At 67.3% G+C, this 13,583-nt stretch carries 12 protein-coding genes; 2 read left to right on the forward strand and 10 right to left on the reverse strand.

Annotated elements, in window-relative coordinates; all coding sequences use genetic code 11:
* Positions 1-78: 78 nt before the first annotated feature.
* A complete protein-coding gene (locus tag MPPM_RS00215; RefSeq protein ID WP_096482805.1) occupies positions 79-2,499 on the reverse strand; it encodes a hybrid sensor histidine kinase/response regulator in 2,421 nt (806 codons plus the stop codon).
* Positions 2,500-3,023: 524 nt separating this feature from the next.
* Here MPPM_RS00215 and MPPM_RS00220 point away from each other — a divergent pair.
* Complete coding sequence (locus MPPM_RS00220; protein ID WP_096482807.1) at positions 3,024-4,223, forward strand: DUF2252 family protein; 1,200 nt, start codon at positions 3,024-3,026, stop codon at positions 4,221-4,223.
* A gap of 20 nt (positions 4,224-4,243) precedes the next feature.
* Here the strand turns inward: MPPM_RS00220 and MPPM_RS00225 are convergent, their stop codons facing one another.
* Together MPPM_RS00225 and MPPM_RS00230 are read right to left on the reverse strand one after the other, a co-directional pair.
* Positions 4,244-5,239 (reverse strand): SDR family oxidoreductase, encoded by a 996-nt coding sequence (locus MPPM_RS00225; protein WP_096482809.1) that lies wholly within the window; start codon positions 5,237-5,239, stop codon positions 4,244-4,246.
* Between the two features lie 164 nt (positions 5,240-5,403).
* The gene (locus MPPM_RS00230; RefSeq protein WP_096482811.1) at positions 5,404-6,408 is read right to left on the reverse strand and encodes a GlxA family transcriptional regulator; all 1,005 of its coding nucleotides are present in this window, start codon (positions 6,406-6,408) and stop codon (positions 5,404-5,406) included.
* Positions 6,409-6,458: 50 nt separating this feature from the next.
* Here MPPM_RS00230 and MPPM_RS00235 point away from each other — a divergent pair, with 50 nt between their 5' ends.
* The gene (locus MPPM_RS00235; RefSeq protein ID WP_096487641.1) at positions 6,459-7,163 is read left to right on the forward strand and encodes a DJ-1/PfpI family protein; all 705 of its coding nucleotides are present in this window, start codon (positions 6,459-6,461) and stop codon (positions 7,161-7,163) included.
* Between the two features lie 111 nt (positions 7,164-7,274).
* Here the strand turns inward: MPPM_RS00235 and MPPM_RS00240 are convergent, their stop codons facing one another.
* The 7 genes from MPPM_RS00240 to madL form a co-directional block, all read right to left on the reverse strand.
* Positions 7,275-8,831: a solute symporter family protein gene (locus tag MPPM_RS00240; RefSeq protein ID WP_096482813.1), complete on the reverse strand. Its 1,557-nt coding sequence runs from the start codon at positions 8,829-8,831 to the stop codon at positions 7,275-7,277.
* A gap of 10 nt (positions 8,832-8,841) precedes the next feature.
* Positions 8,842-9,138: a DUF485 domain-containing protein gene (locus MPPM_RS00245; RefSeq protein WP_096482815.1), complete on the reverse strand. Its 297-nt coding sequence runs from the start codon at positions 9,136-9,138 to the stop codon at positions 8,842-8,844.
* 77 nt (positions 9,139-9,215) lie between these two features.
* Positions 9,216-10,325, reverse strand: a complete 1,110-nt coding sequence (locus MPPM_RS00250; protein WP_096482817.1) for a carbon-nitrogen hydrolase family protein — start codon at positions 10,323-10,325, stop codon at positions 9,216-9,218.
* Between the two features lie 102 nt (positions 10,326-10,427).
* The gene (locus MPPM_RS00255) at positions 10,428-11,324 is read right to left on the reverse strand and encodes a LysR family transcriptional regulator (RefSeq protein ID WP_096482819.1); all 897 of its coding nucleotides are present in this window, start codon (positions 11,322-11,324) and stop codon (positions 10,428-10,430) included.
* Between the two features lie 125 nt (positions 11,325-11,449).
* The gene (locus MPPM_RS00260) at positions 11,450-12,118 is read right to left on the reverse strand and encodes a GntR family transcriptional regulator (RefSeq protein ID WP_173807965.1); all 669 of its coding nucleotides are present in this window, start codon (positions 12,116-12,118) and stop codon (positions 11,450-11,452) included.
* Between the two features lie 23 nt (positions 12,119-12,141).
* The gene (gene madM / locus MPPM_RS00265; protein ID WP_096482822.1) at positions 12,142-12,906 is read right to left on the reverse strand and encodes a malonate transporter subunit MadM; all 765 of its coding nucleotides are present in this window, start codon (positions 12,904-12,906) and stop codon (positions 12,142-12,144) included.
* 4 nt (positions 12,907-12,910) lie between these two features.
* Complete coding sequence (gene madL, locus MPPM_RS00270; RefSeq protein ID WP_096482824.1) at positions 12,911-13,366, reverse strand: malonate transporter subunit MadL; 456 nt, start codon at positions 13,364-13,366, stop codon at positions 12,911-12,913.
* Positions 13,367-13,583 lie beyond the last annotated feature (217 nt).

The raw sequence follows: 13,583 nt of genomic DNA on the forward strand, positions 1-13,583 counted from the left end.
TGGCGATATCACACGGGCGGGCGGTCGGTCCTGTGCCGGCTTCGGACGGATCCGCGCGGGGCACCGCCTTCGACGCTCCTACATGACCCGGCCGGACCTGGCTCGCGGGGCGATCGCCCTGCAGAGGGCTTGCGAGACCTGTTCGGCCGAATAGGGCTTCTGCACCAGCTCGAAGCCATGTGCGCCTTCCTGCGCCAGCACATGACTGTATCCGGAGGTCAGGATCACCGGCAGATCCGGATGCGTGCGGCGCAGCCGCTTGGCCAGTTCGATCCCGCCCATGCCCGGCATCACGACATCGGAGAACACCGCCTCGAACGCCGCATTCTCGGACCCGAGCGCGTCCAGGGCCTCCTCGGCGTTCGCTGCCCACCGTGTTTCGAACCCGAGATCCTGCAGGATCTGCGTTGCGAACCGCCCGACCTCGACATTGTCCTCGACGACGAGAATGCGCTGGCCTGCGCCGACCGGTGGTTCGCTGCCGTGTCTCCCATCTTCAACCGCTTCCCGTGCAGCCTCCGTTTCGGGAAGGAAGAGGGTGAAGGTCGTGCCGCGACCCACCGCGCTCTCGACCGAGACGTCGCCACCGGATTGCTTGGCGAAGCCGAAGACCTGGCTGAGGCCGAGACCGGTTCCGCGTCCGACCTCCTTCGTCGTGAAGAACGGCTCGAAGATGCGGCCGATCCGGTCGGCTGCGATGCCTGAACCCGTATCGGAGAGGGCGATTGCGGCGAACGGACCCGGAGCGCCGGCATGACCGCGGATCGGCGGCATCGGCACAGAACACGTCAGTCGCAGCGTCAGGGTGCCCTCCCCCTCCATGGCGTCGCGGGCGTTGACCGCCATGTTGATGAGCGCCGTCTCGAACTGGCTCACATCCGCCCGGACGTGACAGGTCGTCTCCAATCCTTCCGTGACGACGCGGATGCGGGCACCCGTCAGGGTATCGAGCATGTCGGCGATCGCCCGCAGGCGTCCCGCGACCTCGAACACTTCGGGCTTGAGGGTCTGGCGGCGTGCGAAGGCCAGAAGCTGCCCGGTGAGCTTCGCGGCGCGGTCCACGGTCTCGGAAACGGCGTCGAGATAGCGTGCCTTGCGGTCCTCCGGCAGTTCCGGGCGGCGCAGGAAGTCGATGGACGAGCGGATGATGGTCAGGAGGTTGTTGAAGTCGTGCGCCACGCCGCCGGTGAGCTGTCCCACCGCCTCCAGCTTCTGCGACTGGCGAAGGGCTTCTTCCGCGACGCGCTGCTCGGTGATGTCCCGGCCGAACCCGAAGAGAAGGTCGTCCCCCGGCACGACGGTCCACGAGACGTGGCGCGGTCCGTCTTCCTTCGTGAGAAGCGCGAGCTCGATGTCGCCCGATGCGGGGGTAGCGGCCCGCCGCATCAGGTCGGAGGCGGCCTGCTCCCGTCCGTCGGGGGCGACGAAGTCGAGCACATTGCGCCCGATGGTTTCCTGCTCCGTCCAGCCGAGGGAGCGTGTCCAGGATGGATTCACCGACCGGATCTCGCCATCGTGGCGCGCCACGAACTTGAGGACCGGCGACAGGTTCCAGATGCGATCCCGGGCCTTCTCCTGCTCGGCCACCTGCGCTTCTAGCTGCCGAGCCCGCAAGGCCAGCAGTTCCTCGGTCTGCTTGCGGTCCGTGATGTCCTGCACGAAGACGTAGATGCCGGTGACCTCGCCAGTCGGACCGCAACTCGGGATATAGCGGATCGCCGCTTCGCGCGGCTGTCCGTCAGCGCGCGGCCAACTCCGCTCGAAATGGACGTCCGCGCCGGCCATGGCCTGTTCGATGAACGGGCGGCGTGCCTCGAACTCGGCGGTGCCGAGGATCTCCTCGATCGTGCGGCCTAGAACCTGCTCGGGGGTGCGGCCGAACCAAGTCTCGTAGGCGGCATTGGCGAACCGGTAGGTCAAGCTGCGGTCGATGAAGGCGATCAGCACCGGCATGGCATCGGCGATCAGACGAAGTTCCGCCTCGCGCGCGGCCCGATCGGCTTCGGCCTGCTTCCGGTCCGTGATGTCGATGACGAATTCGAAGCCGCGGCCGTCTTCCAGGAGTGTGGCGCCGAACAGAGCCCAGAACCGGGAGCCATCTTTGCGGAAATACTGTTTTTCGTAGGGAGTGCTGTGCCCGGTGGTCTTCAGGTCGTGGAGGGCGCGCCAGGAGATGTCGAGCCATTCCGGCGGTGTCAGCACCTGCCAGCTGAGCTGTCCGGCCCTCAGGTCCTCGCGGCTGTAACCGCACATGGCGAGGAACGCGTCGTTGGCATCGAGAAGCTGGCCATCGAGGTCGAAATAGATGCCACCGACCATCGCGATCGTGAGCGCTTCCCGCAGTTGCGCCCGGCTGTTCGCCAGGGTCGAGGCGGGCATCGCATGCGGGTCGATGTCGGGGTCGCGGTTTCGATCCTCGAGCGCCTGGCGCAGACGGGCATTCTCAGCCTCCAGCGCTTCCATATGCCGGCGCAGTTCCTCGGCCTCAGCGTCGGTCACGCCTGGAGATCCTCACTTTGTGAAACAGGGAATAAGGGCACGGCGACGACCGCCATCAGCGGAAGGATGCGGACGCGCTTTCCCACGGAACGTTCCGAACCAGGCACGGCCGAGCGACCGAAAAGAACGCCCAGGCCGGCATAGGAAAGACTTCTGTGGGACTGCGCCGTGGGCATCTGCCCTCGTCACATGGCCGGAAGCAGTATGTCAATTCGCACTAGACATACCCCGCCAGCTTCATATGCCGCCTGAATTCGCAGGCAAATTCGCGCTTTAGCCTTTGATGCTCGTATCGAGGCAATGAATGCTGAGCAATCGTGGCACCACACTTCAAGATACAACCGTTTGGTTGCTATCGGCTGCCACGGTGGGCGCGGTTCCGCGTCAGCACGTTCTGTGCTTCGAGGTAATCCGGGTCGAGGACGATCGGCCGCGCTTCACCGACCCGTTCGCGCGCGTTGACGCTCGGACCGGGCCGGAAGATCGGCGCCCCGGAGCGATGGTGTTTTGGCGAAGGTGTTTTGATGCGTATGAACGGCGCGTATGGTCCTGAGGAGCGTGCGATCGTGCTGGAGCGGCAGCGCACGCTCAAGATGGCACGATCGGCGCACGCCTACGTTCGCGGAAACACTCTGAAGTTCTACGAGTGGTTGGACGGACTTCCGCGCGGCACTTTGCCGGAAGGGCCGCCGATCTGGATCTGCGGTGACTGTCATCTCGGAAACCTCGGTCCCTTGGCCGACGCCGACGGTCGCGTCGATATCCAGATCCGGGATCTCGACCAGACGGTGATCGGCAATCCGACGCATGACCTCGTTCGCCTCGGACTGTCGCTGGCGAGCGCGGCCCGCGGCTCGGACCTCCCCGGTGTCGTGACGGCCCGGATGCTGAAGGAGATGATTGCGGGCTACGCGGTGGGCCTCGGAGAAAACGAGGAAAACCGGCAGCCGCCCGAGCCGGATGTGGTGCGCTCGGTGCGTCGCCGTGCCCTCGGCCGGCACTGGAAGCACCTCGCGCGGGAGCGCCTGAAGGGCGCGGAGCCCGCCATCCCGCTGGGACGCAAGTTCTGGGCTCTCGATCGGAATGAGCGTCGGGCCCTCGAAGACCTCTTCACGGAGAAGAAGGTACGCCGCCTCGTGCTGGCGCTGAATGGGCGAAGTGAGGAGGCCGAGGCCCGCCTCATCGACGCGGCCTACTGGATGAAGGGATGCAGCTCGCTGGGCTTCCTGCGCTACGCCGCGCTCGTCGGCATCACCGAGCTCGAGAGCAAGCGTCGCCTTGCCTTGGTGGACCTGAAGGAGGCCGTCGAACCCGCCGCGCCGGCCGCGTCCGGTGCCGAGATGCCGTCGGATCCGGCCGAACGCGTCGTGGCCGGCGCGCGAGCTTTGTCACCGAATCTCGGCGAACGCATGCTGCCCGTGCGCCTTCTCGGCCGGCCGGTCGTAGTGCGAGAATTGGCGCCGCAGGATCTGAAGCTCGACGTCGACCAGTTCAGCCGCGAGGAGGCGGTGCGGGCCGCGCACTACCTCGCCTACGTGGTCGGCAAGGCCCATGGTCGGCAGATGGAGATCGAGGCACGCTCAGGCTGGCGCGCCGAGGTGACGCGGGGGGCCGGAGACGGGGCGCCGTCCTGGCTGTGGTCCAGCGTCGTTGAGCTCGCGGGGCGCCACGAGGTCGGCTACCTTCAGCATTGCCTTCGCTATGCCGACCAGCGGGCTGCCTGACGATAAGGTCGGCGCCTTTCTCAGGATCGGCGGCCCGTCCGGCCGCCGAGGACCAGGGCTGCCGCGGCCGCCAGCCCGGCCGCGAGTCCGGCCGTGGCGAGGGGGTGCAGGCTCGCGCGGGTATAGGCGCTGGTGCGCATGACGTAGATCGGCGGATCACCGCGCTCCTGTCCGGCGGCCCGGGGCGCGTGCAGCGCGCCCTCCGGGTTGCGCGGGGGCTCCGACCGCTTCTGCATCGCGATGATGGCCGGCGCGAGTTCGTCGTAGGCCCCCGGCGCGAACTCCTTACCCATGACGAAGAGCTTGCCGCCTCCGCCCACGAAGATGTCCCGCTGTGGATGCACGGCAGCGTGCAGGATCGCGTTGGCGACCTCCTGCGGCGGATAGATCGGCGGCGGAAGCGTCGGCTCGCGGTCCATGTAGTTGCGTGCCCGGTTCGGCAGCGGCGTGTCGATGGAGGCGGGTTTCACGAGCGTCACGGAGACCGGAGCGCCCTCTGCCCGCAACTCCATGCGCAGCGTGTCGGTGAAACCCTTCACCCCGTGCTTCGAGGCGGCATAGAGCCCCTGGAACGGGAAGGCGAGGTCCGAGGCGATGCTGCCGACGTTGATGATGGCGCCGCCGCGCTCGCGCAGATGCTCGGCCGCGATCAGAGAGCCGTATACGGTGCCCCACAGATTCGTCCGGATCAGCCGCTCATGGTCCTCGGGTGCGATCTCGCGAAGCGGTCCGTAGACCGTCAATCCGGCCACGTTGACCCAGGTATCGAAGCCGCCGAACGTCGAGATTGCCCGGTCGGCGACAGCCCGGACGTCCTCGCGCCGGCCGACATCCGCGACGACGTAGGTGGCGCGGGGGCCGAGCTCCTCCGCGACCTTGGCCAGGATATCGTCGCTGCGGGCCGCGAGCACGACGCGCGCGCCGCGCCGCGCGGCCATCCGCGCGGTCGCGAGTCCGATCCCGCTGGATGCTCCCGTGACGACGATGACCTGCTCGCGCAGCGGCTTATGTCCCATCCCGGCAGCTCCTATCCTGTCGCGTCGATGCGACAGCGATGAGGATACCCGCGACGGGCCAAACTGTTTCGGACCGCGCGCAAACCGCGCAGGTCCGGTGTTCCCGGTCCGTCAAATCGCGAGCCGGGGCCGGTTCGCGGAGCATCGAAGAGGCGGGCATCGTCCTAGATCCGCGGCCCGGCACCGAAGCGCGAGCGATAGTCCTGCGGCGTGGTCGAGAGCTGCCGGAGGAAGCTGCGCCGCATGGTTTCCTCGGAGCCGAAACCGCAGCGTCGTGCGATCCGCTTCACCGGATCATCGGTCTCGATGAGCATCTGACCTGCACCCTCGACTCTCAGGCGCTCGACCGCCCGCGCCGGCGTGAGGCCGGTCTCTTCGAGGTAGCGCCGGCTGAAGCTGCGCTCGCTCATTCCCGCTTCCGCGGCAAGCGCGGACAGCGACAGGTCCGCCGCCAGATTGCTCCGCATCCAACGGTGCAGCGCCTCGAAACGGTCGCCCCTCATCTGCAGCGAGAGGGCAGCGCTGAATTGCGCTTGGCCGCCAGGACGTTTCAGGAAGACGACGAGGTAGCGCGCCACAGCCAGAGCCGTCTCCCGGCCGAGATCCTCCTCGACCAGCGCGAGCGCCAGATCGATGCCGGCCGTCACCCCGGCCGAGGTCCAGACCGGTCCATCCCGCAGGAAGATCGGATCCGGTTCGACGCGCACGGCGGGAAAGCGGCGTGAGAACGCCTCGCAATACGACCAGTGCGTGACCGCCCGCCGCCCGTCGAGCACCCCCGAGGCGGCGAGGAGAAAAGCGCCGGTACAGACGGACGCGACGCGCCGTGCCCGACTTGCGCGCCGCCGCAGCCAGTCGACCGTGCCGCCATCCTCCGCGGCTCTGTCGACGCCGGGGCCACCGGCCACGATCAGCGTATCAACCTCCTCCGAGGTCGCGCTCAGCGGCTCCGTCGCGAGTGCCAAGCCCGCCGAGGAGGCGATCGCACCTCCGTCGCGGGAAATGACGCGGAGGCGGTAGGGCGGCTCGACTCCGGCCCGTCTCGCCTCCTCGTTAGCGGATGCGAAGACCTGAAGCGGTCCGGCGACATCGAGCATCTGCACCTCCGAAAAGGCGAGAAGCTCCACGAGCCGGTGATCATTTGGCGAGAAGCGAGGGACTTTTGGCATTCTTGCCAGAGCCTGCCGCGGTAGCCTCCGCTTGTCCATCGGAGGCCATGATGATCCCGCCCGACACCCACCTGGAGATCGGTTCGCTGCTGTTCGAGGGCGTCGATCAGATTGATCTGACCGGTCCGTTCGAGGTGTTGTCCCGTCTCCCGAACGCAACCTACCGCCTCTACGGCAAGTCGGCTGAAACCGTTCGCGACGTGCGGGGCCTCAGGCTGACGCCGGATGCGACCCTCGACGACGCACCGCAGCTCGACGTGGTTCACGTCCCCGGAGGCTTCGGCCAGGAGGATCTGATGGACGACGGGGCCGTCCTCGATTGGCTGCGGCGTCAGGCAGCCGGTGCACGCAGCGTCTTCTCGGTCTGCACCGGTGCCCTGCTGTGCGGAGCAGCGGGGCTGCTCCGGGGCCGCCGCGCCACGACCCATTGGGCCTCTTTCGACCTGCTGCCCTCTTTCGGCGCAATCCCCGTGGACGCGCGCGTCGTCGTCGACGGCGGGTGGGTGTTCGCGGCCGGCGTCACGGCGGGAATCGACGGCGCCCTGCGGCTTGCGGCGGAACTGCGGGGCGAGGATGCCGCGAAGGCCATCCAACTCTACATGGCCTACGCACCCGAGCCGCCGTTCGATAGCGGCACGCCGGACAAGGCTCCGCCGGCCATCCTGGAACAAGCTCGTGCCTCGATGGCGGCGATCACGAGCCGCCGGATCGCGACGGCCCAACGCTTTGCTGCCGGGCTCGCTGAACGGCCGTGAGCCGCGGGGGCAGCGCCAACGCGCCTGCACGAGCCGTCCATGCCAAGACATCGGGGCGGGCCGCCTGCCGGCGCCCCGCCCGTGCGACAGGACCTATGGCTCAGCTGCCGGCTAGGCCTCCCTCGGCGCACCGAACATGATCCTCCGGCGCATCTCGCGGAAGGTGCTGTCCGCGCCATCCTCCGAGGTGACGAGCGAGACGGCGATCGCGACCAGGAAGGACAGGGGCATGCTGATGAGGGCCGGGTTCTTCATCGGCACGAACCACCACGCTTGCGAGACGTCGGCGAGGTTGCGTCCCAGCACATCGACCTGGATCGTCGGCGAGAGGCTGATCAGCAGGAGCGAGGCGATGGTGCCCACCAGAATGCTGGCGACGGCGCCCGCGGTCGTGAAACGCTTCCACGTGATGGAGAGCAGCAGGGCGGGAAAGTTGGCGGCCGCGGCAACCGCGAAGGCGAGGCCCGCCATGAAGGCCACGTTCTGCCCCTCGAACACGATGCCGAGGAACACCGCCAGGGCCGCGATGGCGACGGTCGCGATCCGGGCGACGGTGAGTTGTTCGCGTTCCGGCGCATGACCGTTGCGAACCACGTTGACCCACAGGTCGTGGCAGACCGTCGCCACGCCCGAGAGGGTGAGGCCGGCAACGACCGCGAGCATGGTCGCGAAGGCGACGGCGCAGATGAAGCCGAAGAAGCCGTTGCCGCCGACCGTGAGGGCGAGCAGAGGGGCCGCCATGTTGCCGCCGCCGCCGGCCTTCGTCACGACTTCGGGACCGACGAGGACCATCGCACCGAAGCCGATCACGAAGACGAGGAGGTGGAACGAGCCGATGATGCCGGTGGCGTAGAGGATCGACATCCGCGCCTCCTTCACATCCGGCACCGTGAAGGCGCGCATCAGGATGTGCGGCAGGGCGGCGGTTCCGAACATCAGGCCGACGCCGAGGGAGATCGCGTCCCATCCGCTGCCCGCCACCTTGGAGCCCGGCTGAAGCACGCGCTCGCCGTATCGCTCGGCGGCAGCCGAGAAGAGGCGCAGCGGGTTCATCTCGAAATGGACGAGTACAAGGAGCGCGAGGACGAGGCCGCCGAGGGAGAGAAGGACGGCCTTGATGACCTGGACCCAAGTCGTCGCCAGCATGCCGCCGAAGATCACGTAGATGAGCATCGCCGTTCCGACCACGATGACCGAGGCGGTGTAGGGCAGACCGAACAGGAGTTTGATCAGGGAGCCGGTCGCGACCATCTGGGCGATCAGGTACAGCAGGATCACCGTCAGCGTGCCGAGGGCGGCGGCCATCCGCACCGGCCGCTGCCGCAGGCGATAGGCGACGACATCGGCGAAGGTGAACTTGCCGAGGTTGCGCAGCGGCTCGACGATGAGGAACGAGATGATCGGCCATCCGACGAGAAAGCCGATCGAGTAGATCAGCCCGTCGAAGCCGTTCGACGTGATGATGCCGGCGATGCCGAGCAGTGCGGCCGCGCTGAGAAAGTCGCCCGCGAGTGCCCAGCCGTTCTGCCAAGCCGTGATCTGACCGCCTGCGGCGAAGAACTGCTCCGTCGTGCGGGTGCGCCGCGCGGCCCAGTAGGTGATGCCGAGCGTCAGCGCCATGAAGAGGAAGAAGAAGGTGACCGCGAGTGGATTGTTGGCTGCCTGCATCGCTCCCTCCTCAGCGCATGATCTGGCGCACGGCCGGATCGTAGAACCGGTTCGCCCAGACGACGTAGACAAAACAAAGTGCAAATGATCCGACGATGACGCCCGCTCCGAGAAGGATGCAGAGCGATAATCCCGGGGCGAGCATTGTCCCCATTGTCGGCTTGGCGAAGGCAAACATCGTCATGAAGCCGAAATACATCGTGATCATCACGAGGCTCAGCGCGACGGCAACGCGCGATCGTTTTCGTGAAAGCTTCACGATCTCGTCGGCCTCGTCCTTTACGAGCACTCTGTCCGGTGAAAGCATGATGCACCTCCGTCATCGGCGAGGGGGCTGCCGAACACCTCCGGCAAGCCGGGGGATGTGAAATCCGCGCGAACGTCTCAGTGATCGGCGCGGCGCTGCGGCTGGGCTGCGCGCGGCTCATCGAGGCTCCGATGCGCGTCTGTGCCATCCGAGGTGAGGCCCACAGCTCCGTCGGTGCCGTCGGCGGCGTATGCCATCGGTCGTGCGCCGGTGCCGAAGTTGACCGGCTCGCGGGGCGTGCGATCGACGCTGAGCTGGAAGATGTCGAAGCGATTGTAGTAGCCGACGACGTCGTGGAATTGCTTGGGCTCGACGCAGGCCGAGGTGTCGATGTCGGCGTAGACGATCGTCTCGTCCCCCTGGGGCGGGGCGACGACGTGCGAGCCGGTCGGATCTAGGATCATCGACACGCCCGCCGGGGTCCGATCGACGAGATCGGCAAGCGCGGGATCGCCCTCGCAGAGGATCGCTTTGGCGCCTGCATCGAGCACGGCGGAACAGACGATGTTGAAGACCTTCGCCTCGAAGGCATGGGCTCCGGCGCGGATCTCGATGGCGCGTTTCAGGTCGTAGGCGGCGCTCTCGCCCGGCGGGCGGGTCGGCCAAGCCGGCGGATAGGTCGAGATGTGGACCTGCTCGCCCTGTGCCATCAGCGCGTATCGTGCCAGCGGATTGGTGTTCTCACCGCAGATCAGCATGCCGACCCGGCCGATCTCGGTCGGCGTCACGCGCAATCCCCGGGCATCGCCGTTGGCCCAGATGAGCTTCTCGTAAAAGGTCGGGACGAGCTTGCGGTGGTGATTGAGAATCGCGCCGTCGCGGCCGATCAGAACGTTGGCGTTCCACAGGCAGCCGACACTGGCCTCGGTGCCTTCACTGAATCCGAGTGAGACGAGGACGCCGTTGCGCCGCGCGGCGGCCCGCACCGCACCGATCTCCGGGCCGTCGAGCCGCACGGATTCGGCGGCGAGACGTTTGAAGAGATCGTGGTTGTGGATCGGTGCGCGCAGAGCCGCCCAGAGCGGAAAGCCCGGCATGTATCCCTCGGGAAAGACCACGAGGTCGGCGCCCGCACGGGCCGCCTCGCCGATCAGGGCCACCGCCTTCTCCGCGGAAGCAACGCTGTCGAGAAAGACCGGGGCAACGTGGCACGCGGCCGCTTTGAACTTCGGATAGAGAACGGACATCGGTGCGGCTCCGCAATGGGAATGCCGCATTTGCAACAGAGACGATCGCCACCGCGAAGATGGAAAAATCGCAAGGGCCGCTGCAAACCTGCCGAGACGTGCTCAGAACGCGTTCAAATAGCCTGCCTCGCGAATGAACAGATCACTCAGGAAGCGGGTCACGGCGCGGACGCGGCCGACATGCTCGATGTCTTCATGCACAGAGAGGTAGAGCTTGCGACGGACGACGATCTCGTCCGGCAGGACCGGCACGAGGGCCGGGTTGGTCTTTGCTGAAAAAAGCGGCAGCAGCGCGATCCCGGCGCCCGAGGCGACGGCGGTCTGCTGCGCCGCCATGCTGGTGGATCGGAAGACCACATTCGCGGGCTTCAAGACTTCGAGCAGCCAGTGCACAGGCTCGATTGCCACGAGATCATCGACGTAATCGACGAAATCATGGTCGTTGAGATCACCGCGCGTGCGCGGCGATCCGCGCGCGGTCAGGTAGCGCTCGGATGCGAAGAGGGCGAGGCGGAACTCGCCGGCTCGCCGCACCCTGAGACGCGGCCCCTGGGGCGGTACGAACGAGACCGAGATGTCGGCTTCCCGCTTGGTCAGGTTGATGAGGTGCCGCTCGGTGACCAGCTCGACCACGAGACCCGGCGTGGCTGCGGCGAGTTCGGCAAACTTGGCCGAAAGGTAGAAGGCGGCGATGCCTTCCATGCTGGCAACCCGGACGCGTCCGGCGGGCTCGGCGCCGTCGGGAAGGCCGAGCAGATCCGGCACTGACAGCATCTTCTGCTCGATGCCTTCCGCCACGACGAAGAGCTTGTGGCCTGCCTCGGTCAGCAGGAAGCCATCGGAGCAGCGCTGGAACAGCTTGGTGTCGAGGTCGCGCTCCAGTTCGGCAATCCGGCGACTGACCGTCGTGTTGTCGACCTTGAGCCGCCGCGCCGCCGGCATGAGCCGGCCGTGGCGGGCGAGCTCCAAGAAGAAGGTAAGATCGTTCCAGTCGAACATGCGGTTCTCTGAGCCGAGCCACGAACCAAGCCGAGGCGGATCGGTCTGCCCGGCCAGCGAACAGCCGACGATAGACTGTGCCGTCTCCGTTCACACGTGCCGATCAGCTCGGATCGTCTTCGGAGCTACACACTGGCATGTTCGGCGACGTAACGCCCGAGGGCACTGGCGGCATTGAGCATATGGGCCCGCATCCGCCGGGCCGCCGCCTCGCCGTCACCTTCGGCGATCGCCTGTAGGATTTCGCCGTGCTCGGCGCGCGAGCGCAGGATGCGCTCGCCCTGCCGAAGTTGCGTCCGGCGGAAGGCGGACAAGCGCGATCGGATCGCGAGCGCCTGCTCGGCCATGAAGCCGTTGTGGGTCGCGCGGTACAGCGCCTCGTGGAAGGCGCGGTTGAGGGCGTCGTAAGTATCGTAGTCCTGCGCCGCCACCGGCTCCGCCGATTGCTCGTGCAGGTCCATCAGCGCGCTGAGTTCGAGCGGCGTCATCCGGTAGGTGGCGAGGCGCACGCACAAGGCCTCGAACTCGGCGGTCGTCTCGAACATCTCCATGATCCGCTCGGGCGTCATGCGGGTGACGACGACGCCGCGCCGGGGGCGCATCTCGACGAGGCCGCTCGAGGCGAGCTGGCGCAGGGCTTCGCGGACGGGGGTGCGCGAGGCGCCGAAACGATCCGCGAGGTCCTGCTCGTCGAGAGCGATGCCCGCCGCGAGCACGCCGGAGGCGATCTCGTCGGTCAGGGCATTGCGGATCTGGTCGGAGAGAAGGCCGCGCCCCTCGGCCATGCCGTCCATCTCGCAGCCCTCTCCCACCCGCTTCACCCCACCAGCGCCCGCACGATCAGGAACAGCAGCGACGGGCCGACGAGGCAGCCGATGCCGGTGTGGAAGGTCGCGGTCAACGCCCCGTAGGGAACGAGCTTGGGATCGGTGGCGGCAAGCCCGCCCGCGACCCCGCTGACCGTGCCCATCAGGCCGCCATAGGCCATCGCCGAGCGCGGGTTGTCGAGGCCGATCAGCCGGGCGACCAGCGGCGTGCCCACCATCACCATCACCGCCTTGGTGACGCCGGTGGCGATCGAGAGCGCCATCACGGTCGAGTCGGCGCCGAGCGCCGCGCCGGTCACGGGGCCGACGATGTAGGTGATCGCGCCCGCCCCAATCGTCGTGATCGACACCGCGTCGTGATATCCGAAGGCCATTGCCGTCACGGTGCCGACGATGAAGGGCAGCACCGTGCCGAGTGCCAGTGCGACGACGCCGAGGAGGCCGGCGCGGCGCGCCTCGATCACATCGACCTCGAAGGCGGTGGCGACGATGGCGAAGTCGCGCAGCATCGCGCCGCCCATCAGACCGATGCCGCCGAGCGCCGGAATGTCGGCGAGTCCATGTTTGCCCCCGGTGGCGAGCCCGCCGAGATAGGCCAGCACCAGTCCGAGCACGATGGCGATGGCCGAGCCGTGGACCCGGCCGCCGGTCAGGCGTTTCCCGATGAAGTTCGACACCAGCATCAGGCCGCCGATGACCGCGAAGGCGGCGACCAGGCTCTGCTCGACGAAGACGTGTTCCAGCATGTGCAGCATGGTCTTACCTCCCGGCTCCGGTCGTGGGTCGCGCGGAGGACGGCGCCTCGGCGTCTCCGGCGATGACGGCGCCCGCCTGCTCGGCCTCGGCACCGTCCCGCGCCGGGCCCCCGCCGATCCGGCCGAGCAGGGCGGTCGCGGCAAAGCACAGGAGCACGCTGCCGACCGCCGCGATGATCACGATCGGGCCGCCGCTCACCGCCGCGACGACGTTCTGCTGCGCCGCCATGGCCACCACGATCGGGATGTACATGCTGGCCCAGAACTCGACCCCGAGCTTGGTCGCGTGGCCGAGCCGGTCGTGGCGCATGAGCCAGATCCGGGCGGCGATCAGCAGCATCATGGCGATGCCGACACCGCCGACATTGGCCTTCACGCCGAGCAGGATCCCGAGCAGGTCGCCCAGGAATACGCCGACCAGCGTGCAGATCGCGAGGAGCGCGACGCCGAGGATCGTCATCGGCTCTCTCCCCAGCGCGAGCCAACCGACCGCGCGGCCGGCCTTTCGTCAGTCCAGCGGCCTTCGATGGGCCGTTTGCATGCAGCCGCCATCAGGCGTCTCCTTCCCGTATTCAGTGATTCGTTTTTGTTCGGTCATCGTATGCAAGATATTGACTTTGACGCAAGGAGGAATACAAAAACCGGCATTAGAACGCCGCACGACATACGAAGCCGGC

The sequence above is a fragment of the Methylorubrum populi genome (assembly GCF_002355515.1).
Taxonomy (GTDB): Bacteria; Pseudomonadota; Alphaproteobacteria; order Rhizobiales; family Beijerinckiaceae; genus Methylobacterium; species Methylobacterium populi_A.